The sequence below is a fragment of the Flavobacterium sp. GT3P67 genome, assembly GCF_004349155.1.
Lineage (GTDB): Bacteria > Bacteroidota > Bacteroidia > Flavobacteriales > Flavobacteriaceae > Flavobacterium > Flavobacterium ranwuense.
This window is the reverse complement of the sequence record NZ_SMLF01000006.1, coordinates 169,570-194,907: the sequence shown is the minus strand read 5'-3', so window position 1 is coordinate 194,907 and position 25,338 is coordinate 169,570. Positions and strand designations below refer to the sequence as shown.

The window sequence follows — 25,338 nt, the reverse complement described above, 5'->3', positions numbered from 1 at the left end:
ACATACAAAACGCAAATTAAAAACTACTAAAATAGGCAAATGGAAAGTACTGAAAACAATCTTACGGAAGTCAAATTTCAATATTTTTCTTTAAAATTCACACCTTTAAATTCTTATAGTACTGAAATCGATAGTAACGACATTATGAAAAATGTGATTACTTATATTTCAAATAAACTTATTAATGACAAACAAGGACATTTAATTGACCGACATGAAGATCGACCAAATAGTCGTAGAGAACTTTTTATGAATCGAGCTGTATTTCTGCCAAAAGAACGTAGAATTAGATGTTCCATTGCTTTGTTAAGAACCGGTAGAGAGCCATTAATTAAACCGAAAGAACAATTTAAATTAGTCGCAATTGATTCTCTTGGAAGTATTGCTGAAGAAACACATTTTTTTATAGATTATAATAAAGGTTTTTCAGTTGTGTGCTGTGAATATCAACACTATGGGCCTCGCTTATCTGATATTGAATATTACTTTAGAAATGTTGCGCATAAAGTTCTCAAACAAAGTAAAGCTACAGAAGTCAACATGTATATGGATATTTCGATAGATAAAGCATTAAATAATTTAAAAAATGTTTTAAATATGGATATTAAAGTTCAACCCAAAAACCTACCACAACTAGATACTGATATTCAAGGAAAGTATTTTAGTGGAATGAATAATATAGCGAATATATTAAAACCAAAATTTATAAAAATTGAAACATCATTTCAAACCCCTGTAAAAGGCATTGCAAGTCGAGAATTGAATAAAGAAGCAAACAAAATGGTTACTGAAATGCTCCAAAGATTCAAGGGACGTTCATTTAATATAGATGCATTTGATGCATTTGTCGTTAGATATGAAGATAAAGAAGGAAACGAAGAAATCTTTAATTTGTTAAATAGTAAGCGTGAACTTATACTCAATGTAGATTTAAAACAGATTACTAAATCTAAAGATTGGTATTCATTAGTTGAGGAAGATTTTAGTACATTCATATCAACCTTATGATTGTAGATATATATTTTAAACGACCGTTTTTATGGGATTATTTGACAGCAATACTATTGTCAATATTTGGTTTTGTATTATTCTATAAAAAGATAATTACCAAACCTACAGCTGAAGAATGTATTTCAGTCACCACTGATATCACTAATATTAGTTTAACAATGTCTGGCTTTATTTTAACTCTTTTGACCGTCTTGATAACATTTAAGAGTGGTTCAAAAATTGCCAAAGTTGAAATTGATAGTGAGGAAAGTTTATTTGAACTTTTTTTTGCAACAGGTTTTTATCATGAAACAGTAAGACATTTAAAAAATTGCATAAAATCATTAATTATCGTCGCAATTATTGGTTTTATATTGAAATTATTTTCTCCAGAATCATTAAAAATAGATATTTTCTATTTTAATATTGGCGGGCTTACAATTGTTATAATGACAATTTTTAGATGTCTCCTTATTCTAGGTAAAGTGATGGATTTACAAAAAGAAAGTGATGCGAAAAATAATGAATAAAACTACAGGTAACAGCTAAGCTTCGTTGCGCGCGTAGTACGAACAATGAAATCCTGTTGAACGGAACAGGAGGGAGTTTTAAAAGGTACTGTTTTTAAGCTTTGTGGTTTGAAGACAGGAGTAATACTATGTATGAAAAGATGCTGATGAGGTGTCTTTTTTTTTACTGATAATGTGGGAAACCGTAAAGAATTAAAATTATTATGGAATACTTTTAATTCCTACACTTTTAGTAATATCACTAAATGTGGGTATTGTAACAATAGTTAAAAAAACCTTTATTTACGAACTAGTATATATAAGCTTACGTTGTGGTAAAACTTTAAAAAAGGGTTACTTGTTGAGGTTATATACTAGTTATAGGCAAGCTTACAGCAGAAATCGAGAATTCAATAACAAACAAAATCAATATCAATGATTAGAAAAATAGGCTTATTCTTATTATCACTTTGGCTTCTTTTTATTCTAATAATTTTAATTACAGCCAAAATACCACTTGACGTTTCATTAAATGCAGTTTTTGTCGGATGGCGTTTTCTTGTAGTAAATAATATAATCCCAATTTTTTGCCTAATTGCGCTGATAATCGGCTACATTTCGTATCGAGACTTTATACATCAAATCAAAGGAACTCCAGAACTTTCATTTAAAGTAAAAGAAATTGAAAAGATTGATTATGAACATTTAACCTTTTTAACGACATACATAATTCCGTTGGTATGCTTTCAATTCGATAATCTAAGATATATATTCGCCTTTTTAATTATTCTTTTTGTTATTGGTTCTATATATATAAGAACAGATTTGTTTTATGCGAACCCAACGCTAGCTATATTAAATTTCCGTATTTATAAAGTTTCTGGAGAATTTCGAAATGGAGAAACTAGGCAAAATAAAATTTTAATTAGTAAAGACTTAATTGAAAAAGAAGATAGAGTAAAATATTATAAACTTGACGAAAGAATATATTACGCAACTAAAGTAAACTCAAATGACTAAAATTGAATTAGACAATGCCCTAGCTTTTATTAACAATCCTCAAGGCGAATTGCAGATAATTATTTATGCTAATGTTGAGGATGAAGATGAACCAAAAAAATTGGATATTAAAGCTGATGATTTACCTGAAATCAAACAAATATTTATTGATGGAATTAATAATTTTATAATAGGCAAAAACGACTACACTATTTTACAACTTTCAGCAGCAGATGAAAGAGGAAAATGTTTTTATCAATATGATTTGGAAATACCTGAAGAATTAGAACTTTTGGAAAGTGTTATTGGAAATGATAATTTGCAAACTTTTAATTTTCAAGTAAGCCAACTTTCATCAATCAAGTCTTTAGTCATTTTACTCGCAGATGACAATAACGAATTGACCTTGTATAAAAAGTTATCTCCTGTTGAAGTAATTGGAAGAGGTGGACATATATTTAAAAAATCAAATCAAAGACTTGAAAAGTTTGAAGATCAGCTTTTAAGAATTACTGCGAAGTTTCAAGTAATGAGAATTGCTGGAGAGATCATAATTATAGATTTAGCATCAATTGAAAGAAGTTTTGGATTTCACGATGTGATAACACGAGAAGCTTTATTAAGTATTGAGGCAATTAATGATATGCAAATTGTTGCAAACATTGATAGCTTAAATGAATTAGTTAACAATGTTAGTTTTGCTAGAAAGCTTACCAAAGTTGCAAAATTCTCTCCTGTAATAAAGCTTAACATTCCAGTAGCAGACATAATAAATTTCGCGAAAAATCATCCTCTCACTAAAAAGAAAATGAGATATAATCTAGAAGGTACTCAATTTAATTTAGATACTCGTGTTTCAAAAGATTTACTAATTAAAATATTAAATGATGACTTGCTAACTTCGGAACTTACAAAACTGTATTATGATAGTTTAGCAAAAGATGGTATTGAAGTAGAGGAAGAGAATGAAGTTGAAAATAATTAAAAAGCATACCGCTAACAGTTAAGGCTCGTTGGGCTTGAAAAGCCAATAATGAAACTTGTATTGAAGGAAACCTGAGGCAGTTTAAAAAGTACTGGTTTTAAGCTGCGGATTTTTAAGACTGAAATAATACTATGAAGGAAAAGATGCTGATGAGGTGTCTTTTTTTATTTGAGTAATTACTTTATAATTAATATATTAGTTCGATATAAACATATATATATATATATCAATATTTAATTATGATAATATATTTACTGACAATTATAAACCAAACCTTTACTCTAATTTTATGTACATATCAAAACTTGTAATTAAAAATTACAGAACCTTTAAAGATTTTGCAATCAGTCTTAAACCGCTGACACTTATAATTGGTGAGAATAATATAGGAAAGTCAAATCTTTTGGATTCTATTGGACTAATATTTGGGCAGGACGTGTCATTTTTTAAAAGGAGGATTTTAGAAGTAGCTGATTTTAATTACGATGTCTTATTGAATTTTAAAAAGCAAATACTTGATTTCAGTATTCCAATAGACCAAATTGAATTTCCAGAGATATTGATTGAGGCCACCTTAACTGATTGGGATGATGATCAAGAATCTGTAATATCTGATTGGTACAGTAATGCAGGTTTTACGGAAGCGACTTTGACTTATATTTTTGCTCCGGCTTCTAAGTTTAATAAACTGGAGGAACTTCAGCAACAAAGGGATTTTATTGAAAATTATAAAAATGAAATCACGACAGAAGCTTTTAATAAACTGCTTGATAGTGCAAAGTTAGATTTAATCAATTTTCCTATTTCTAAGTATCATTACAATATCTATGGTGGAGCGAGTAATAATACCCTTGCTAATGGCTATCATCTGAATCAATTAAAATTTGAACTGCTAGATGCTTTAAGAGATGCCTGTACAGAACTGGTTGCTAGTCATAATAATAAATTGCTTTTCAGAATCCTGAATTCAAAAGAAGAAAATGAATACCAGGATCTAAAGGGACAACTCGTAGGTTTACAACAAGCAATTAACGATAACAAATCTTTGCAGGAAATAAAAAAAGGGATTTCGTTTCAGCTAGACAAAATTTCGTTAGCAACAGATGAAACGTCTAATATTGTTGATTTAATATTTACACTTCCCGATGTATCTGATTTATTAAAAAAAATCAGCTTAATCTACGGTGATAATCCTATAAAAATTGAGAGAAATGGAACAGGCAGGAATAACCTTCTGTTTATATCTCTGGTTTTATCTTACATAGAGGATGTAACGAGGGCGCAAAGCTCGTATTTTAGAGTAGTAGGTTTAGAAGAGCCTGAATCACATTTGCATCCAAACCTTCAAGACCATTTGGCTCACAATATAGAATCATTAATAAAAGTTACTGGTCAAAAAGATTATCGTAAAGACATTCAATTGCTTATTACATCTCATTCGACGCATATCACGACCAAAATTGATTTTGAAAATACAGTTGTTCTATACAAAAAAGATAAAGAAATTATATCACATTATATTCTTGATGGTTTTAGTGATACTGCATTAGGAAAAAAACAAATCAAGTATTTGAATAAATATTTAGATGCCGTTAATGCGAATCTTTTTTATTCGCGTAAAATAATATTAGTTGAGGGTATATCAGAAAAACTTTTGATTCCCATATTTTTTGAAAGAATAGCAAAACACTCTACAGAAAAATCCAGTTGCTGCGTGATTAATGTTAATGGTCTAGCATTTAGCTATTTTTTGGAAATTATAAAAAATGGATTCTTTCAGAAATGCTTAGTTTTAACAGATCGTGATTCAGACACTAAGACAAAAGATCGTGCTGATAACTTAGCTGCTAAATATGCGGGTGTATCTGAGATAAATGTTGGCATCACAACTCATTCTACTTTTGAAAAGGATTTGATTGTAGCAAATAGCAGTGGTAAGGGGCGTGATATATTATTAAAAGTGATACAGGATGTAAGGCCTAATTCAGGAAAAGCATATTTTACTAAATTGGGCAAAGGATCTATTTTAGTCGATGATTATTTTGGACTTATTGAAGAATACAAATCAGAATTTGCATATAGCCTGATGCTTAATCTAACTGATATTAATGATGGATTTGTAATACCGTTATATATTTCTGATGGAATAAATTTCTTATCTTGATGGCAAAGCAAAAAGTTTCTGGAAAATTGATTATTGCGGGACCAGGTGCGGGAAAGACATATAATATGGTTGAATCAATCCTTCAAGCACTTCCAGAACTATCCCCATGTAGGTATCTGGTCGTTATCACATATACAAATTCCGCAACTAATAATATTTACAAACGGCTCTCTAAAAGAATCAGCACCATACCAGAAAATTTGTTTATTGGAACAATGCACTCTTTCTTGAATCGATTTATTGTAATTCCTTTTGCTTCTTTTGGTAGTGATATGGTAGGCAAAGAAAAGTTATTTATTCAATGTGGAATAGATGATGTTTTTCTAAAGGTTGAAAAAATGAAAGATAAAGATAAGAGAAGTAAATCTCCAAAAGATTCAGCTATTGTCAAATCTAATATTTTAAAAAAACTGAATAAAAAAGGTTACATAACATACGATCAAACGTTATCAATATCCAAAAATTGCATGTCCAATAATTCTATTAGTCGTATAATCAGTAATCGATTGCAGTTCTTATTCGTGGATGAATTTCAAGATACTGGAAATGATGTTTTCAGTATAATTGATAGTATTAGAAGGCAAAATAAAACTAAAATTTATTGTGTTGGTGATCCAGAGCAATATATTCAGAGTTTTGACTCATCTATCAGAACCTTTAAAAATATTCCGATTTTAAAAGCATCAGAAAGTAATAATTACAATATTGAGATTAATGGCAGAAACTTTAGATCGACAAGTAAGATAGTTGATTTCCTAAATAATTTTAATGGTAGATATTTTAAATCTCAAAAATTTACGCAAAAGGCTTCACCAAAACAGACAGATCCTTCAGCAAAGATAGAAATTGGAGAGGATATATTATTTATCACAAAATGGGAAACTGTAACGCCAATTATTGAGGAATTTTATATTAAGTGCGAGAGTATATCAATTTCAATTTCAAATAGATGCATCCTTGCTAAAAAAAATGATGTTATAAAGAGGGTTATTGCAGCAGTAAATGGCCGATACATGAATCCTAAAAAGAATTCAAGTGTACTGCCAATGAGCACAATACAAGATACATTACTCTCCACTTTGCAAATGAACCAAATTGAATTTTGTAATTATTATCAAACAAATATTTTTACACTTAGGAAACATGCTGTTTCGATTTTTAAAGCTATGCGTGATGGAATAATAACTAATGAAAATACATATGGTAAATTTGTAACTGATGTTCTCAAATTGCAAATTAAAGAAGGATTACCTGTAAAAATTGAAAATTTAAGATTTGATTTTCATAATGAAGAAGTTGGTAATGTTATCACTGTTGCAAATATACATACGATCAAAGGCTTGGAATCGGAAGCTGTGTTAGCAATTGCGAAAACTGAAGAGGAACTTTTATTATGGATAGAAACTGACCATTCAATAAGAGAAAGCAAGCGGGATACAGATGAAAAAACTGATTATCCGCGCTTGGGTTACGTTGCATTTAGCCGGGCTGAACGGTTATTATGTATAGCTTGTCTGGAAAAGATTACTGATAAAACATTATTGAAGCTGAAAGATTTGGGTGTAATTATTGGAATTTAAAAAACAAAAAAACGAGTTTAATAAAACGGATAAAAGTAGACGTCTAAAAAATTGCGATTCTCAAAACAAATAAAATGTATTATATTGTGACAATATATAGTAACAATATTTTAATTATTTAGTTTTTAAAATATTTCAAAACGCTGACTGTCATTGTTTTAAAACAAATATTTTACAATGAATTTAAAAAAAGCGATGCTTATAAAAATTTAAAAATAAAATTTATAAGGGCAGTGTGACAAAATGAAAACAAAACAACTCTCAATACAGGATAAATATAATTCTTTTCTCAACGAAGTGTTGAAGGAAAGACTTTTCGAATCTGGAATAAATTTAAATCAGCTGCTAGTAGATACTTTTATTGTGTCCGCCGATAATGCTCGACAAATTGTTAAGAGAGCTGTGTCACATAAGGTCATTAAATCGTCATCTCCTTATACATTTGGTAAGAAGCAATACATTTATATTTACAGTGAATATGAATTGGATAAATCAAGTATAAAAATTATAACGGAAAAATCCCGTCCTCCGATATTCAGATTACTTGAATTAATGGATCTAAACGATGGGATTATATCTTATTATGAAGGGTTGAAAATTACCGCTTCTCCGTTGGAAAATAGCTCGACTAAAGTCTCTTCATTAGAGGATATTTTGAATTTGCTTATGAAGTTAGATGTTGTTTACCAAAAAAGGGATCATAACAATGTTGTTTATATACTATACAAGCAGAATAAGGAAACATTGCCAGAAAGGATTGAAGAATTATTAATGGGTGGTCATTATGCAAAAATGGTGATGGATTGTAGCGTTCTACCGGATATCTTGCGATGGTTGGGTAAATCTAATCTGATTGGAAATTCAAATGCAATTTATCGCAATAAAAAAACACCGGCAATAGGTGCTAAACACAATAATTTAGTTTGGGATGCTTTTACTTATACACGTGCAACTGGAATTAACCCAATACTAGGTTCAAAAGCTGATACTATTGAAAAACAAACTTTAGTAGTTTTGGATGTAGTTCTTTCTAGTGAATATTCTCAAATTAATTTAGATGCATTTTACAATAGGATTCAGATTAACAGGAATTCAGTGGAGGGTGATGAAAGAAAAATTCTGCCTATTATTATATATCAATCCTGCCCAGAGCTTACCATTAATAAAATAAGCAAACTTGGTATAATTGCTTTCGATATAAGTGCGATTTTTGGAACAAGAATTTATGATATACTAAATAAGACACAAGAATTGTCTGTATTTTTTAAAGAAACAGAGAAGATTGATCGAACAATCGAGAGTATTTTAAAAACTATAAGTAGTGCAGGACAAGATGATGCACTTAAAGAATTAAGAGGTACATTGTTTGAATTTTTGATGTATCCATTGTTATCTAGCCTTTACCCTGTAGCTGCTATTGAAAGAGGAAAGACTTTGACAAGACTTAATGAAAGGGGTGAGAAAGAAGGTTATGAATATGATTACATAATTCATTCGAGTAATCCTCCTGAAATTGTATTTGTAGAACTTAAGGGATATCATTCTGGTGCAACTATACCGTTGGGAGACCATAAGACAAAGGCAAGCTTAAAATGGTTTTTTTCAAAGACGCTTCCTTTTGCTATAAAAGAGTATAAAGCTGATATTGATAAAGGAAAAGTGGCAAAAGGTGTTTATATTACATCGGCAGGATTTTGGGAAGATGGGAAAGAATTTTTAGCAAATATGGATAAGGGGAAGCTAAAATCAGTTGTTTTAAATACGGGCTATGATAGGGATGCATTGTTAGAACTGCTTAAGCAACGTGGATTTAAGAATGAGATTAGAATAATAGAGAGATTTTATACTAAAGAAGTGCAGTAGCATGCGATTGCTATCAGGTGATAATAAAAATATGATTACGTTATTTCCGACAAATTTTTGATAATAACATAATCGATGATGTTTTCATCAAAGTGCTGTAACATACAATCTTTAATAACTCTATCTCTAATTTTCCATCGTATTCTCCATTTGTAATTTACATACTGAATTATTGGGGCTATAAGAATTCTTGTGCCCTCCCTGAATTTCAATTCCCATGACCATGTTGGCTTATCATCTACCGTACTATATGGCTCATTATTCCAAATTTCAATAGTTTCACCTTCGTTTATTTTATTTGTTGTTTCAAGAATAGGTGTAATTATTCTGTATAATATTATGTTTTTATTTTTTTTATTTTCAGTTGATTCCGGAATATTGGCAAATCCAAGTTTCTTCCATATAGTTTCAGACGAAGCAGGGGCACACATTAGATCCAAAGCATAGTAATTATGTTTTAATAAAAAATCAATAATTTGATTCAAAAAAAATTTTGCAACCCCTTTGTTTCTGTATTCAGGATGAATTTCGGCTACGCTAATTGTGGCAGTTGAATCATTTTTTTCTAGTGCAAAAAATCCAATTGTTTTATTTTCAATAGAAGCAGTAACCAATCGATTTTTACTAAATGCAGAATTTATAGCCAGCCAATTGCCCTGTGATTCTTTGGGTAATTTTTTTTCATTCTCCATCCAATTTATGATCTCATCAAGATTTTGTTTATCAGGGCAGAAAGAAACTAAAATATCTGTTTTTATCTTCATTTTTTATGTTCTAAAAGCTGTCTGCTTTTTCTAGTAAAGTAATTACTTGTTGTTGGCTTTCAGTTAATGTGTATGATTTTGAATAATGCTTAAGAGTTTCAATAACTTCAGCAGGTTTCCCTATTTGGGTAAATTGGTTCTTATATAATTCAACAATTTCAAAGTTTGATAATGTTGAGTTTCCAGATAATGAAATATACAATCCCTTATTCGAATTCATTTTGATTCCGACTTTATATATGTTTCCACTACTAACAGAATAATAAACTGAATTTACTTTGCTTAGTTTTTCTATCTTTTCCTGTGTTGATTTGAATAAGCGGTGTTTTCGCTCAGTTCTTTTTTTAAACTTATTTAATATTTGAAAACCGACATCAATCCTTTTAAATTCGTCTTTAAATTTATCATTCAATAGTAAGATGTCATAATCAGACAATCCTATTAAATTTTCATTTGGATAAATTAAAAGTTCTTTAATACAACCATTGATAAGTGCTTTTTGTCTTGTTTTTAAATTTGAAATAGGAAAATTAATTTCAGCCAAAATTGCATTTAACTCATTAATATGTTTTGCACTATCATCGCTAATTTTTTTTCTTAAACTGATGGATTCTTGGATTGTCAATTTTTCTTCATGAGTAAATTCCATAATATTTTTTTTGTTTTTAAATTATACTTAGAGTGTATCCGTGTCAATTGAATTCAACAAATTATACCTGTCTTCATTACTTTCAAATTCAAATGTCTTAAAGTGATAGTTTCTTCTTTCCACTTGATTGGTATAGAGCATTCTTTGGATTTCAGAAGTATCCAACTCAAGACTCATAGCTCTAATGTCTAAATCATAACATTCTGAATATGATTTGTGTTTACGAGAGGGAAAAGATTCTTTATATTTGATGTTATATTTTGGCTGAAAATATTTGATTAAGGCTGCTTCGGTAAAATTTATAATTTGTTTTGGAGTAAACTTATATCCGTTATTATTGAAAAAATGCTCTGATTTATCGTCTTCCTTTTTTTTATTTTCTTCTTTAACTTTAACTAGGTTAGTGCCAAAGGATGCTAATAGACTTTTCCGGGAAAAGTTTGCTAACATTATCCAAACATCGGAATCTGGATGCTGAGTTGATGCTTGAGAATATATTTTTAGTAACGTCTCATGAGACATAAGCCTATCAATGGCAGTTCTTTTTCCGTCTTTTCCGTACGCCTGCCCAACGTATAAAACTTCAAAATCCAATAGTGGTATTTCTAATTTTTCTTCAGTATATAATTCGTCTAATAATACAGCAGGTCGAGCTGTTATGTGGTGTTCATTTTTATCATAAATATGAAAAATATTATGGGGATAATTGGATTTAAAAAAAAGTTCTGATTTTGCATTTTCAAAATCCATACTGATCTTTAATGGCTTAAATTCGTTCTTGTTCTGGATCAGACAATCAAAAGAAATATTTGGTTTGTTGATAATAACTGATTCTGGGGCGACAGTGACTTTGGATCTTTTGAGAATAAAATAGATATTACAGGGATTTTTTTCCGTAAAGGTTTTCTGTTCGATTGCATATTGTTCCAAATCAGCTCCTAATATGATTTGAAATTGATTCAAATACATTATTAAAAAACTTTCAGTACCATACTTAAATATGTTTTTATTAAATATTTTTTCTGTCATTACGGTACATTATTTTTAAATATTTAAAACTACTGCTAAATATAAATAACATTTCAAGGAGAACCTAATGATGAGCTAGGATTATATCAAAAATAGTAGGCGACTTTTTTATTGATGAGGATGTTCTATTCAGTTTTTCAAGAATAGGAGAGAGGATACAGTTAGAATGTTAATCTAGATTTCAGTCTAACTATTTTTCTCCCATCTGTTCCAACACCTTTTGGTACTTAAGGAAGTTGAAGTTTTTTTACTACTCATTTTTATAATGATTATTTCAGATAAATAAGCCGATTTTGTCTGCAAAAAAAAAATCATTTAGGATAATCTTCAAAGTCCTCTTTATGATTAGGAACTAATTTATGCATTTCGTGAATTAGTTCCATTCGAGACATTACTATCCTGTTTAAAATCCATATCCTCACTCACTTTTTTATCAAGGACGGGACACTCATCTACAAATGGAAGAATTACAATAAAAAATTTAACTATGAAAAAGCAGTTGTATAGTAAGTTCAGGATTAAAAATTATATTTGTATAGCTATAATAGGATTTATTTAATAATCTGTATAGTTATTTTAGGACGAGGCATAGGTATGATTTTATCAGACCTATATACAAGTTAGGTAACATTTTATTGAACTCAATGCTAAAATTTACACCACTTTCAGACAATTTAGAGCAAAAACTTTTTTGCACACAAAGCTGTATAGTTGAATATTCCGTAATAAATGAAGACCTTCATCAACTTTATAACTTTTGCTTAAATTTTCAAAGCTCAACACTTGATAAAATAAATAGTCTAAAAGAAGAAAAAACGAATTTAGAATCTGATTTATTTAAAATTCAATGTGAGTATGATGGATTAGAATTTAGAAGTATTGATTTTATCCATGGTCTTGAGGAATTCGAAATCCCAACTTGGGATAATAGCTATAATTTTATCGTTCCGCTGAATCAGTTATTACTCATATCTATATTTTTGGAAAAATCTTTAAAATCTTTGTGTTCAGAATATTCACCCGAAAACAATTCTGATTTTTATGGAGGTTATAAAATAGTTTTGCAATCGAAAAGGAAAAGTAAAATCGAAACTTACATCAACTATCTAAAAACAGTTTGTAATCTTGAAATTAAATTATCGCAAGAGATTTTGCTTTTTTTAGATCAAACAAGAAATGTCAGAAATGCTTTTGTTCATGGAGATTGGGATGAAATAGGACAAATGTTTATTGATTTTAATTCTAACGAATCATTTATTATCGTTTCAAAGCTACTCGAGGAAATTGAAAAGGCGTACATGAAAAACGTCTCCTAACAGCGGTTTTGCGCAATTGCTGTTTTTCTGGTTGCTGGAACATACTTTTTTAATAGCTTCGTTTCGTCTGACCGACAGAACTCAGTTCCAATGTCCGCAGCTGTCGCAAAGCCACGGGACGTCAAACTGCCTTATAACAGCGTTTTTTTTGTTTATGTGACCGTTGACTATGATAAGATCAAATTATGTTAAATAGTTTATCAAAATAAGTGTTAACATTTAATTTCTTACTTTTTAATTTTTATTCTTATATTTGAAAGTAAGTAATTCTTCCAGTTATCAATTAATAGAGGGTTTCACATGAATAGTAAAGTTAAGGTAGCAGTGCTCTTCAGTTTTGTTTTAAACATAAGCTGCAACAGCATTGATAGATTATACATTAATTATGGAACTGTTAAAAAGCAATTTGAGAGTGCCAATTCGGATGTGGCAATGATCTTTTTTGATCGGAAAGGTAATATGTATCCTGATTATCCTATTGATGATTCTTTTTTAAGGGCTTCAGATTCCCGACTGGAGCAATATTATGAAAATGATTCGGTTACTTATAATGCTATTTGCAAGCAATATAATCTTAAACCGGACATCCATAATCTCAGCGTAACCAATAGTCCTCTACAAGAAGCTTTAATTTCAAGGAAAGCTTCCCAGCTTAATTATTCAGAGAAAGAACTTTTTTTCATTATTCATGGCTATAACGAGCATCCCTCGAAACCGGATGACGACAGTTCTTCTATGGGAATGAAAAAAACCAAAGAGTGGATTGAAAGTCACTATCCCAATCGGTTTTTATTTGTTGAAGTGTATTGGGATGGTCTTTCACGACAAAATGGTAATAAAATATTACTATATAACCCTGTCTACATATGGGATAACGCTCAGGCAAGCGCGAGTAACACAGGATTCGAATTACGACGATTGTTTTCAAAATTAAACAAGAAAAAAAAATATGTTTTAACTCATAGCCTTGGCGCTTCTGTAATTACTACTGCGCTATTTAATGTTGAAAAACTAAAGAATGCACAACTTAACGAATTAAAAATGAAATTTGAAAATCCTGTATACAATTCACCCTCACAGGAATTTCATATTGGAATGATAGCTCCTGCAATTCCAGGAGAAAATACATTTCTTGAGTATCATAATCGGACTATTAAGGGAAAAAATATCAGAACGACAGACTCCAATTATTTTTTTATTACTGGCTTTAATTCCTATGATCCTGTGAACAGTAAAGGATATTCGTTATCTAGATTTTTAGGTTCAACTACTTTAGGTTGTAAGAGAAATGAACTGGAAAAAACCCGAAGAATTTTTATGAACGAGGATTTTATTTTTGATTATGAGGATTTCAGTTATTTCGATGGGAATAGGAAACAACGATCACACAGTTGGCTGAAGTATATTGAAAATAATTTTCATTTTAAAAATTTTGCAGAAAAACTCATCGAATAATTACGCAGAATACCCCTAAACCTATCTGAAATGAAGAAAAAAGTACTTTTATTATTATTTAGTTCATTATTTATAACCAGTTGTGGGACCAGAAGAGGACACACTGATGATCATATTGGTACCGGAGTACAGTTACCTGCTGGAACATCTATTGATGAGGCAGGAATTACTACCATTCCTGTTCCAGTAATTTTCCATGTCCTTTATAAAAATGATAAGGAGAACGTTAGTGATGATGCTATTAAAGCAATGCTCACATCACTTCAGAAGGATTTTAAGGGTGAAAGTACACTTTTGTATCCGGCAGAAAGGCCTAAAGATGCTGCGTATAACAGAACGGACACTAAGTTTCGTTTTGGAAAAGCGGAAGTATTACCTGATGGGACAAGAACCAACGGAATCATCAGAAAGAAAACGGCAACAGGGATTTTTAGATATCAAAAAAGAAAAGCGTTTGCCGAGAGTCCGCCTTATGACCCTTACAAATATCTGAATGTATATATCTGTGAAACGAATACGGGAGCGTATACGCCAGTAGAAACTGCTAATCACGGAATCGTAATCCATTATGACAACGTGAATTATGAAAGTAAGACGCTAACGCATGAAACTGGGCATTGGCTAGGCTTGCGTCATATTTTTGAAGGCGGCTGCAACAATAGTGACGGAATAGATGATACTAAGGCACAGAAAAAATTCTTTGGTGATAAAAAATATCCATACGTAAGTTGTACTGATGCTACGATGGTAACCAATTTTATGGGATACAATGCCTCCCGTGATTTTTTTACGGAAGGACAGGCAAAAGAGATGAGGCAAAATGCATTGAAATATATGACACTGCCGGAACTGCGTAAAGATGTGAATATTATAAAAAGAGAAAAATATAATGTAAATGGAGATGTATTAAAATTGATGACTGCCGACAAAACTTCAAAGGAATACGGCACGTATGCTGAGGATATCTTAAAGAAATATACCGGATGTCAGCAGGTTAAGACAGCTGACCTGATAAGGAAATTTTCACAATCAACACAGAAATTGGAAAAGGGTTTAGATGTGGAAGTTCAGCAACCCGAACCTGCAAATTCTTTTAACTGGCAGGCTGCCGTCATTAATGAATTATCCCTGATTATTGCGAAACAATTTGAAAAAGAAATGTTTCATCTGGCCCTGAACCGTTTTTTTAAAGACGTCATAGAACCGGATAATGACAATAGCTCTAAAATAGTGCAGGCGAACTCTTTTTACGCGCTGTTCCCTAAAACCACTGAACACATCCGTAAAATATACGAGTCAGGTAATTCGTATACCGGTTTAGACATTGCTGCAGTACAATTGCTGATTAAAAACGATCTTAAGGAACTCCCTATCCTATTTAGAGAAAAGCCTGAACTCCTTTTCCCAAAAATAAACGATTATCCAAAAGTAAAGGACATGCTTACCCTAGGAGATATAATAGTAAGTTCCAGCGCGCAGGGCTATAATTTGCAAAGCATTCTCAATAAAGTTTCTGCAAAACGATATACGTCACCCAAGCTAAACGAAATAACGAGCATTGCAGCCATTCTTTCCAATGCTTTATTACCTACTGCCCCTAATGACACTTTCTGGCTTGACCCCATAACACAACTGGATCCAGAATCAAAAGAAGACAGGGTTAGAAACACTTATGAGTTATTGTACCAACAATTAAGCTGTTTTCCTGAGTTGAAAACTCATTTAGACAGTTTAGAAGAACTCGAAAGAAAAAGGGAGATACAGGAGTTACTTTTGTTTGTCCGAAAATTAAATGATTCCTATTCGTTTATTAAAAGTAAAGGTTATAAGCTTGAAACCTTTCAAGATCAACTGGCTTATGTGAAACTGATAAACGACAGTTTTTATGAACTGTTCCATACGATATATAAAAATAAAAAGCTAAATGAGATCTATGAACTTAATGAAAAAATCATCAGGACTTCCGCAGCCTGTATCTCCATTTTTGAAGCTTTAACCCTAAAAGAATATCCAACCGCCATTTCACAAATAGTGACCGATTTCGGAACGCTTATGCAGGAAGACCACACGGAGTACAAATTACTGCTTGTTGCCGCACAGATTGCCGGTGACAAAGATGGTACACAGATAAAAAATATTCTTAAAACCTATATTGAGCCGATAGGTACATCCAGCCAAAAGAGAATTGCACCATTCAATATTTCAGTGAATAGTTATGCTGGAATAACCGGTGGTTATGAATCCATTAAAAACAATAGCTCAGAAGATTCCTATTATGCCGGAATTACCGCTCCAATTGGTATTTCTCTTTCATTTATGCCAAGAAGATTAGGGTCAGTGTCTTTGTTTCTTGAGCTAATTGATCTGGGTTCTTTGGTCAATACGCGGTTTAAAGGTGACAATACTACGTATGCTGAACTTCGTTTTGAGCATTTTTTGACTCCGGGTGTTGGCCTTTTTTATAATTTCAATAAGACTCCGATTACCATTGGCGCTAAATACAATTATATCAGTAATCTTAGAGAAATAGAGTACACTAACGATACTACTACCGTACCAGAAGGTATAAAAGATGTTTCACGTCTAAGCTTTTCAATTCTTATTGATATTCCCTTGTTGACCCTATATTCAAAATCTAAAAAATAAAGAGGATGAAAAAAATTATGCTACTATTGCTTTTATTCAGCGCGTCAAAAAATATGTCGCAAGGGACTAAAGGTTTTCAGGTTGTAATAACTCATGACAATGACTTTCTTGGTTTGGGCAATGAAGATGAAAATTACACCGGTGGTTTAAAAGTTGAAGCGCTATTTCCGGAAATGAAAACAAAATGGCTTTTTATAAAATACAAGAGTGAACATTCCTTAAATGTTAGTAGGATTGGGCTGGGTGCCACTGCTTATACTCCTCAGGATTTAGCAGAAGCAGCGGTTGTAACCGGAGACAGACCGTACGCCTCCTTACTATTTTTAAATTTCGGAAACAATTTCTATGCTATGGACCGGGCTGAAATGGTTCAATCTGAATTTATTGTTGGATTAATGGGTACCTCTATTCCCGGAAATGCCCAATCCCATCTGCATGAGAATCATTGGTTCGGATCAGAAAGACCAATTCCCAGAGGATGGGACAATCAAATAGGCTATAACGGGAGTTTGATTTTGAATTATAATACCCGTTTTCAAAAACAAATAACTAGAGCTGACGGATCAGACACAGACTTTAATTGTTTCATTGCAAGTGGTGTTGGGAAAATTGATATTGGAAACTATATGATCAACCTGCAAGCCGGTATGAAATTTAATTTCATTAATATAAATTCCGGGATATTTCAGGACAGTTATGTAAATATGCCCACTTTGATAAAAGAGGGTAAGGAAATAAAGTATGATTATAAGGAGCAAAACAGAAAATTCAGATTTAGTTTTTTTGCTGAACCAAATATTAGATTTGTGGGGTATAACGCGACGCTTGAAGGCCTGATGTTTAATGATAAAAGTGCTTATACCATTGATCATTCTGATGTTAAAAGAGTATTATTTGAATTTAATGCAGGTTTCAATATGACGATATGTGACTTCCTGTCTTTAAAATATGCCCATTTTGGGCGAAGTAGGGAATTTGAAGGGGGCAAATCATTTCATAACTGGGGAGCAGTAACTATAGGTTTTTCACCAGCCAGATGGAATTATAAATAATAATCACGTACTAGAAGTTCTGTACGTCGTTACGAGCGGAGTGCAACACAGTGCGGGAAACCATAGGCTTGTATCATTATCTCAAGACAATAATACAAACGAAAAAGCTAATGAACATTCTCAAAAATGTGGGAGACGTTACTGGCTGGTCTAGGAAAGTTGCGGTAATTTTTGAAAAACAGAATGGATACTGGAAAAGAAATAATTGAATTTAAGAAGCAAGTGCCCTTCTCGGAGCCATCGCAGGAAATGTAATTAAAGAAAAAAAGGAATTGACTTATGACTACTTTTCAATGAAATATTATTCTATTGGAAAAAGTGGATATAATTGGAGTGGAAATAAACATTGAAAGTAATGTCGCAACTGAATACCGACAGGAAGAAAAAACAAGTTGAAATTAGAAATAATTGAAGAGCCTAGTGCTATTGATAGATTTCGAAAAGAGCTTTGTCATTTAGGAAAAAACGAAGAAGGCTCAGTGATTCTTTACGGTAACGACAAAAGACTTTACATCTAATTATCCTAAAAGATGACAGCCACTAACAGGTACTACAACGGATTTGTGCAATTAGCTTAATTTGAATATATTTTTATACCTGCAAATTCAATAGATCTCTGAAAAAGCAGGTTTCCTTTTCCCTACCTGCAAAAAACGGACGCAAAAAATAACGAGGGTAAATTTTACCGTCAAAAACAAAACGAGATTAAATTTTTCATATTCTCACACTTGTATACAAAACGAGTGTAAATAACACCCTTGTTCAAATAATAACATTATGAGCTAGAAACCGTAAGGTAATTCTAAAAACGAAGTTATAAAAAGTAAATACATAATTTATAGAAACTAGTTGAAGCAGACTTGCTATTTATAAGATAAGGGTCAGTCGGTAATAAAAACACATTCAGATTGAGCAGCTATAGTTAAACGTTCTCTAGTTAAAGTGTTATCATGAAGTAGAAAATCTTTAATGAAATAGCGTAGTTTTTCAATAGATTCAGTTTTTAATATTTCGGTATAGCATTCTTTGTTTTTTGCTTTTGAGAATACATTAATGATCTCATTGCCTAATAGTTCTTTTTGAATTGGATTATTTTCAGAAAGTAAATCGATTATTTTTTGTATAAAATTGGATTTATTTGACATAAATAGGTTTTAATTAAATCTAAATATAAGGAATTATTCAGTGAAAAAGAAATAAAATGATTGTATTGCAGAAAGACTTTTTTTTTGAAATCGATAGCGTATTAAATGATAAAAAACAATTTTGTATATCTTGGTAGTTCACGGATGTGAAGTGAATTATTTGGTATTATTTTTTTTTTACTTTTAAAACGTTGTATTCTTCTCATTTCGAGCTTGTATGAGAATAGCTTTATCTAGCACATGTGGAGTGTATCAGTAATACTATATAACAGTCAGTATAGAAAAAAAAAGGAGGCCTTTTAAAGGGCCTCCGATTGTAGATTCTGATTTACCATTGATCAACTCATACCGTTAAGCATGAAATGATTATTTGAATTAGCTTTTCTTTTCAGATAGTTTTACTCAAATGATGAATCAAAACCACACTCAAAGATACAATTATATAAATAGTAAATAATTAGAAATAAACGATTTAACTATTAATTAACCTATTAACTATGAAAAATCTGCGGTATTGAAAGTTCAGGATTAAGGATCAAAGTTGCATGGTTAGAATAGGATTTATTTAATAATTGGTATAGTTATTTTAGGACGGGTCACTGCGCTAGTTGTTTTTTGCAAAAAAAGATAAATGATAGAGTGAGCTTTGGATTTAAACTGGTTTAAGAGTGAATTTGGAGTATTCAATTCGCGAATTACACACTTTGTTATTTGCTTTTTATAAAAAAGATAACGTTAGAGAAAGCTTGGGGCTTGAAGTAGTTTTAGTCTAATTTTAAAGTATTCAATTCGCGAATTACACACTATGATTTTCACTTTTTGATAGATAAAAGAGTAAGGAAGGAGCAACGTTGTATTTGAAGTATTCTAAGTTTAAATTTATAATGGTCAATGTAAGAATTAAGCACAATTACAATTGCTTTTCACAAACAAAAAATAATACAGGAGTGTCTTTAGATTTGAGGTAGTTTAAATCTTAATTTTAAGTATTCAATTCCGGAATTGCATGTGATACTACTAAAATTTTTCTAGTTTCAAAGTTGATTTATGAGTTCTTGTCCCTCCGTTGGATAGGTTATGAGTTTACTAATCCAAAATTAATCGAAGCCGGAATTAAAGCGGTTGATTAACAGAGGCAAATGATAGTAAAAAATAGAACAAAGAAATAGCCATTGTATAATAGATTCAAGAACAAGAAGTATTGTTATGTTTCAACAGAGTAGCGCATGTTGCAACAAGGTGGTGAGGTAAAGTAGTGGCTAATAAAAAACCCTCCAGAAAATCCAGAGGGTTAATCATTAAATAAGAATTTATTTTTTTGATTCTTCTATAGAAACTTTTCTAAACTCTTTTAATAGTTTTTCCAGCTCCAAAGTTGATTTACGAGCTCTCGCTCCAGCAGCTTTAACACCTTTTTCAATTAATGATTCAGATTCTGTTTTGAATGTTTCGAATTCAGCGTTGATTTTTGCAATTAAATCTTTCATGATAGTATTTATTAAATTAGGGCGCAAAAATAGAATTTTGCTCCATAGTCAGAAATAATTTGCTGTTAAAATTAGTAGTATTTTTAGCGGTAACTACGGCTTTAGTTAAAAAAGCCTGAGAGAACTTTGGGAAAAACGTATAAATTGGAAGGTTGTATAATAGTATTGATTATCTATTAAAATACTATTTCTATAGTAGTCCCATTTTCTGGACTTGAATTAAGTTTTAGTTCACCCTTTAATATTTTTGCTCTGTCTTTAATATTTTTTAGCCCTATTCCGTGTCTCACTTTTTCAGTATTAAAACCAATACCATTATCCCAAATGCGGATGGTTATTTTATCTCCTGTTTTTAGTAGCATTATGAAACATCTTTCAGCTTCGGAGTATTTATTACTATTCTGTATGGCTTCCTGAATGATCCGATAAATATGTATTTTGTTGGCCCCCGTTATAACAGACCAATCAATATATTTATCGACTGAGAGATCAAATTTTGTATTGTATTTGTTTTGTTGAGAGTCGACCAAGGAATTAAGAATCTCCGGTAAACTTTTATCCTCAAAAAGAAGATTTTGAGTTAAATCATGAGAAACTCTTCTGATTTCTTGCTCTGTTTTTTCAAGTTCATTTATTAGTTCTTGCTTTTTACTAGGAGAATTCGATTCTAATTGGATTAAATTAAAACGGGTAGTAAAAACGCTATTTATTATGCCATCATGTAATTCCATTGCTATGCGGTTTCTTTCTTCATTTCTGGCATGTTCTGTTTCAGATTGCTGTGCTAGCATCAGCTGATAGATTTTTTCGTTTGCTTCTTGCTGTTCTTTAATAAATTGCAACTCTTTGTTTTTCGATTGTAGACGATATAAAGCAAAAAAGACCCCCAAGAAAATTATAATAATTCCAGAACCAAGAATAATATTGGTATTTTTTTGAGATAGGATTTCATTTTTCTCCTCTATTTGATCCGTTTCATAAGCTATTCTTGCAAATTTATTTCTGGTAATTCGCTCTACATTTTGAATACTGTCATTTACTTTGACGTATAAATTGGAATAATAGCTTTTATTTTTGGAATCATTTTCCGTTAACAATTTTAATGATCGTATTATAAAAGGACCAGCTTCAATTTTTTTAGCTAGTTTAAAACCCTCAGTGATATAAGATAATCCTTTGATTGTATCATTTTTATATAAATAATATTCTCCAATGTTAATTTTACTGGATACAATACCCTGAGCTATATCCATACTGTCACTAATCTTTAATGACTCAAACAACAATTTATCAATATCTTTAAAGTCTCCTTCCTTCATTTTTGAATAAGCCATATTGTCTAGTAACATTGCATATGATTTTGGATAGTTAAGTTTTAAATCCTGTAATGCCAAGCCTTTTTCATAGAAGAGTATTGCTTGTTTATAATTTTTTTGCTTTTCATAGACTCTTCCTATGTTATTGAAACATGATATTCTTGACTTTAGTAATTTATCCTTTGGATAATCTTCTTTTTCAAGCCTTTGCAATTGATTTAAAGCCAGATCAAAATATTTTAAAGATTCTTCAAAATTGTTTAATTCTTTTAATGAAAGAGCAAGTAAAGTGTAACTCTCGTAAACTAATCTGGTATTGTTCGTTTTTGAAAGAAATTTCAGAGCATTTATAGCTCCAATTTCGCTTTCTGTGAAGTTACCGGAGTCAAATAAAATACCAGCTTTGTATAATGCTGTTCTTCCTGAATTCAATGTGTCTTTTACGTTTCTGTAGAGTTTTTCAGACTGACTATAATAGCTAAATGAACTGTCTAATTGCGCTTTATCTTCATAGTATTCTCCCAAAAAATACAATGACTTAGCCATATGGAAGGTATCTTTTTGCTTTAAAGCAAACTCTTTAACTTTCAGCGTTAATTTTAGATATTTGTTATATTTATTTAACTCATAATACTTATTGGCAACTTTAAAAAGTAAATTTCTATTTATTGAATCATTTTTATGTTTTAGTAAATATAGAGATACAGTGTCTAATGTTTTTTCTTTATAATTGCCTATCGACGATGATAAATCGTAATTTTTTAAAAGTATTTTGACTCGATTTTCAGAGGCAATATTTTCTTTTTTCTTCTGGCAGGATATGATTAGTAAAAATAAATTTATAAAAAAGATTATTCTAAGTATTGTTTTCAATTTCTAAAAGGGATAATTGTTATTTATTTCATCAAAAATAAATATTAAAAGCCAGATAATTTTTATTATCTGGCTTTTAGCTAATAATTAGCCTTTAGTTTTATCTCGATCATCTATTAATGGAGGAGGAGGGGAAGCGATCTCATCAGTAGCCGATACAGAAATTTTATTGTAATTGTTTGAATTTTCTTTTTTATCAGATTCAAGACTGTCTGTTGTACATGATGACATTAAGATTATAGCCGAAATACAGCCCATTGCAATTAATAGCTTTTTCATAAAAAGTGTTTAAAAAATTAGAAAAATTTTATACTGGTACGAATCCAAAATGGAGTACCTTTTTTTAAGAAAAGCTGGGAAATAGCTGTTCTGAAATATTGAAAGTGACACTGCAAAAAAGCAGATTTTCCCCATTCTCAATATTTATTTAGAAGCTTCTGTTTAATGATAACGAGGGCAAATTAACAAGTAAAAACTTGTTTGTTTTTATAATTTCAAAGGGTTATAGTGAACCGATCTGCTAGAATAGTTTTAGTATGAATCTAAAGGGTGAAACCCTTTGTTTTGAATAATAATTTGAATATATTGCGTAGGGAAGAGTCTGGAAAGAGTGCTTTGAAGCGAACTAAATATTGATTTTCCGGATTATGGCATCCACATTATCCCTGTATGTTAGTGAGAAAGGGAGGATTTCATTATAATTGACATAACATTTTGATTTGCTAAAATGAATCCGTGAAACATGATTAATATTAACGATATAACTTTTATGAATTCTTAGAAAATAGAATGGTAAGGTCTCTTCAAAATGTTTTAATGTTTTATACGCATTTACTGTTTTATTGTTGAACAATTTAATATCTGTAGTATTATTGTCCGCTTTTAAAAACACAATATCTTGTAAAGCAACAAATTGATAGTCACTATATGATTTGAGACAAATAGTAGAATATAAAGTGGAAGGGTTTCTTTTCTCGAATTTAAAAAGACTTTTTCCTAATTCATGTAATTGTAAAGGTGCTATTATATAATCAGAGAATCCAGCCTGTAAGGCATTAAGCGCATAGTCGGGAGCTGAAGCTATGGCAATGAAATAGGGTATAGTTTCTGCGTACAGGAAAAAGTCATTTATAGTTTTAAGAAAAAAGTCAGTGTCAGTATTTTGAATGGGAATTTGTGTAATGACAAGTTGTGGTTTTAATTTTATAATTTGATTTATGGCAGTTTGACTATCTTTGACAATTCCCACACAAAAATAATTTGGAAAATTCTCGAAGAGTTCTAAAGTTTCCCTAATTTTAGTAGTATCATCATTAATAATGAGAAAAGGAAAACGCATATCGTAGATCTAAAGTAATAGTATTGCAAGCTAGACAAGTACCTTATTTTTTTGTTGCAGAAAAACTGCCTATTTTGTTAAAGTTAAATAATCCAATCCATGAATGTTTTTTTAGTAGATGATCATCCAATGACTGTAGAGGGCTATAGTAATGCTCTTTTAGCAATTCCTTTTGGATTGTGTAACCCCATTTTTACAAAAGCGTATAATTGTGAAGAGGCTTATGCTACTTTGTTAAGAAGACTATCTCTAAACGAATTATTTGATGTAGCCATTATTGATAAAGGCTTACCGGGTTATGATGCAAAATCTATCTTATCTGGCAGTGATTTAGCTATTTTTATACGAGAAAAAATGCCTAATTGTAAAATCATTATGATTACTGCCCACACTGAAGTTATCATAGTTTATGATATAGTTAAAAAAGTCCGCCCGGAAGGACTTATCATAAAAAATGATATTACACCTGAAAAGTTGCAGCAAGCAGTAATAGCTATCATTGCAGGAGAGCAATATTATAGCACAATTGTAAAAAAGTGCATCAATGAAATATGGAAAAAGGAATTAATGATTGAAGACTACAACCGTCAAATACTACTTTATTTGTCAAAAGGATTTAAAATAAAAGAGTTGGAAAGTATTATCCACCTTACTACAAGCACCATTCAAAAACGGATTATCCGCATGAAAAAGGCTTTTGATGTTGCGGACGATACTGGTCTGGTAAAAGAAGCCATAAAACAGGGATTTATTTAAAAGCTTTTCTTTTAATTTTTAACATATTTTACTCAAAAACAACCTTCTTTGTTAAAGGTCGTTGTCGTTGTAACTGTATTTCAATTCTAAGTTAGATTTTCGGCACGGAATTATCTTACATTCGTTTTCATAAATGAATCCAAGTGCACTTGGAAAATTTATCAAAAATGATTTGGGAGTGATTTTAAAAAAAATATTTATTAATTAACTAAAAAGAACAAGATGAAAAAAATTAGTTTAAAAGACGTTAAAAACAGTCTTAAAAGAGATGAAATGAGAGCTATAACTGGTGGTTGTGGTTATTCTTGCGGAGGAACAAGTAGTTGTAGACAATGGTCTAATGGCCAGGGAATACCTTATTGTTCTAGTGGCACATTGACTGCTTGTTAGGGTAAGATTTAAAAATTACTGTTAACTGACT

General features: G+C 30.9%; 21 protein-coding genes. 13 read left to right on the top strand and 8 right to left on the bottom strand.

Annotated features, from left to right (window positions below):
• Positions 1 to 39 precede the first annotated feature (39 nt).
• The 7 genes from E0H99_RS11425 (at position 40) to E0H99_RS11395 (ending at position 9,090) form a co-directional block, all read left to right on the top strand.
• Positions 40 to 1,008, top strand: a complete 969-nt coding sequence (locus E0H99_RS11425) for a hypothetical protein (protein ID WP_131995464.1) — start codon at positions 40 to 42, stop codon at positions 1,006 to 1,008.
• The gene (locus E0H99_RS11420) at positions 1,005 to 1,520 is read left to right on the top strand and encodes a hypothetical protein (RefSeq protein WP_131995461.1); all 516 of its coding nucleotides are present in this window, start codon (positions 1,005 to 1,007) and stop codon (positions 1,518 to 1,520) included. The genes E0H99_RS11425 and E0H99_RS11420 overlap by 4 nt, the downstream gene beginning before the upstream one ends.
• A 414-nt stretch (positions 1,521 to 1,934) precedes the next feature.
• Positions 1,935 to 2,519 carry an anti-phage protein KwaA gene (kwaA, locus tag E0H99_RS11415; RefSeq protein ID WP_131995458.1) on the top strand — a complete coding sequence of 195 codons (585 nt, stop codon included), beginning with the start codon at positions 1,935 to 1,937 and terminating at the stop codon, positions 2,517 to 2,519.
• The gene (gene kwaB, locus E0H99_RS11410) at positions 2,512 to 3,483 is read left to right on the top strand and encodes an anti-phage protein KwaB (RefSeq protein WP_131995455.1); all 972 of its coding nucleotides are present in this window, start codon (positions 2,512 to 2,514) and stop codon (positions 3,481 to 3,483) included. Before kwaA ends, kwaB begins: the two co-directional genes overlap by 8 nt.
• A 289-nt stretch (positions 3,484 to 3,772) precedes the next feature.
• Positions 3,773 to 5,647: an ATP-dependent nuclease gene (locus E0H99_RS11405; RefSeq protein WP_131995452.1), complete on the top strand. Its 1,875-nt coding sequence runs from the start codon at positions 3,773 to 3,775 to the stop codon at positions 5,645 to 5,647.
• Positions 5,647 to 7,227: a UvrD-helicase domain-containing protein gene (locus E0H99_RS11400; protein WP_131995449.1), complete on the top strand. Its 1,581-nt coding sequence runs from the start codon at positions 5,647 to 5,649 to the stop codon at positions 7,225 to 7,227. The genes E0H99_RS11405 and E0H99_RS11400 overlap by 1 nt, the downstream gene beginning before the upstream one ends.
• 243 nt (positions 7,228 to 7,470) lie before the next feature.
• Positions 7,471 to 9,090 carry a hypothetical protein gene (locus E0H99_RS11395; RefSeq protein WP_131995446.1) on the top strand — a complete coding sequence of 540 codons (1,620 nt, stop codon included), beginning with the start codon at positions 7,471 to 7,473 and terminating at the stop codon, positions 9,088 to 9,090.
• A gap of 35 nt (positions 9,091 to 9,125) precedes the next feature.
• On the opposite strand, the gene E0H99_RS11390 is transcribed toward E0H99_RS11395, so the two are convergent.
• From E0H99_RS11390 to E0H99_RS11380, 3 genes are read right to left on the bottom strand one after another with little or no spacing between them, the layout of a single operon-like run.
• Positions 9,126 to 9,854, bottom strand: coding sequence for a GNAT family N-acetyltransferase (locus E0H99_RS11390; RefSeq protein ID WP_131995443.1), 729 nt, complete (start codon positions 9,852 to 9,854; stop codon positions 9,126 to 9,128).
• Between the two features lie 10 nt (positions 9,855 to 9,864).
• Positions 9,865 to 10,503 (bottom strand): hypothetical protein, encoded by a 639-nt coding sequence (locus E0H99_RS11385; protein ID WP_131995440.1) that lies wholly within the window; start codon positions 10,501 to 10,503, stop codon positions 9,865 to 9,867.
• 27 nt (positions 10,504 to 10,530) lie between these two features.
• On the bottom strand, positions 10,531 to 11,532 hold the full coding sequence (locus E0H99_RS11380; RefSeq protein WP_131995437.1) for a hypothetical protein: 1,002 nt from the start codon (positions 11,530 to 11,532) through the stop codon (positions 10,531 to 10,533).
• Between the two features lie 644 nt (positions 11,533 to 12,176).
• On the opposite strand from E0H99_RS11380, the gene E0H99_RS11375 reads away from it, so the two are divergent.
• The 4 genes from E0H99_RS11375 to E0H99_RS11360 all read left to right on the top strand — a co-directional run bounded on the left by E0H99_RS11375 (position 12,177) and on the right by E0H99_RS11360 (position 18,001).
• On the top strand, positions 12,177 to 12,848 hold the full coding sequence (locus tag E0H99_RS11375; RefSeq protein ID WP_131995434.1) for a hypothetical protein: 672 nt from the start codon (positions 12,177 to 12,179) through the stop codon (positions 12,846 to 12,848).
• A gap of 300 nt (positions 12,849 to 13,148) precedes the next feature.
• On the top strand, positions 13,149 to 14,303 hold the full coding sequence (locus E0H99_RS11370) for a hypothetical protein (protein WP_131995431.1): 1,155 nt from the start codon (positions 13,149 to 13,151) through the stop codon (positions 14,301 to 14,303).
• Positions 14,304 to 14,333: 30 nt separating this feature from the next.
• Complete coding sequence (locus tag E0H99_RS11365; RefSeq protein ID WP_131995428.1) at positions 14,334 to 16,949, top strand: M43 family zinc metalloprotease; 2,616 nt, start codon at positions 14,334 to 14,336, stop codon at positions 16,947 to 16,949.
• A 5-nt stretch (positions 16,950 to 16,954) separates the two neighbouring features.
• Positions 16,955 to 18,001, top strand: coding sequence for a lipid A-modifier LpxR family protein (locus E0H99_RS11360; protein WP_131995425.1), 1,047 nt, complete (start codon positions 16,955 to 16,957; stop codon positions 17,999 to 18,001).
• Positions 18,002 to 18,882: 881 nt separating this feature from the next.
• Here E0H99_RS11360 and E0H99_RS11355 read toward each other — a convergent pair.
• The 5 genes from E0H99_RS11355 to E0H99_RS11335 form a co-directional block, all read right to left on the bottom strand.
• A complete protein-coding gene (locus E0H99_RS11355) occupies positions 18,883 to 19,146 on the bottom strand; it encodes a hypothetical protein (protein WP_131995422.1) in 264 nt (87 codons plus the stop codon).
• Between the two features lie 1,310 nt (positions 19,147 to 20,456).
• Entirely contained in the window at positions 20,457 to 20,633 is a 177-nt protein-coding gene (locus tag E0H99_RS11350; RefSeq protein WP_131995419.1) for a histone H1, read from the bottom strand.
• A 176-nt stretch (positions 20,634 to 20,809) separates the two neighbouring features.
• Entirely contained in the window at positions 20,810 to 22,822 is a 2,013-nt protein-coding gene (locus tag E0H99_RS11345; RefSeq protein ID WP_131995416.1) for a tetratricopeptide repeat protein, read from the bottom strand.
• Positions 22,823 to 22,909: 87 nt separating this feature from the next.
• Positions 22,910 to 23,101 (bottom strand): hypothetical protein, encoded by a 192-nt coding sequence (locus E0H99_RS11340; protein WP_131995413.1) that lies wholly within the window; start codon positions 23,099 to 23,101, stop codon positions 22,910 to 22,912.
• Between the two features lie 346 nt (positions 23,102 to 23,447).
• Complete coding sequence (locus E0H99_RS11335) at positions 23,448 to 24,161, bottom strand: LytR/AlgR family response regulator transcription factor (protein WP_131995410.1); 714 nt, start codon at positions 24,159 to 24,161, stop codon at positions 23,448 to 23,450.
• A gap of 99 nt (positions 24,162 to 24,260) precedes the next feature.
• Between E0H99_RS11335 and E0H99_RS11330 the strand changes: the two genes are divergently transcribed.
• Together E0H99_RS11330 and E0H99_RS17560 are read left to right on the top strand one after the other, a co-directional pair.
• Positions 24,261 to 24,917: a response regulator transcription factor gene (locus tag E0H99_RS11330; RefSeq protein WP_131995407.1), complete on the top strand. Its 657-nt coding sequence runs from the start codon at positions 24,261 to 24,263 to the stop codon at positions 24,915 to 24,917.
• Positions 24,918 to 25,139: 222 nt separating this feature from the next.
• Complete coding sequence (locus tag E0H99_RS17560) at positions 25,140 to 25,307, top strand: TIGR04149 family rSAM-modified RiPP (protein WP_131995404.1); 168 nt, start codon at positions 25,140 to 25,142, stop codon at positions 25,305 to 25,307.
• Positions 25,308 to 25,338 lie beyond the last annotated feature (31 nt).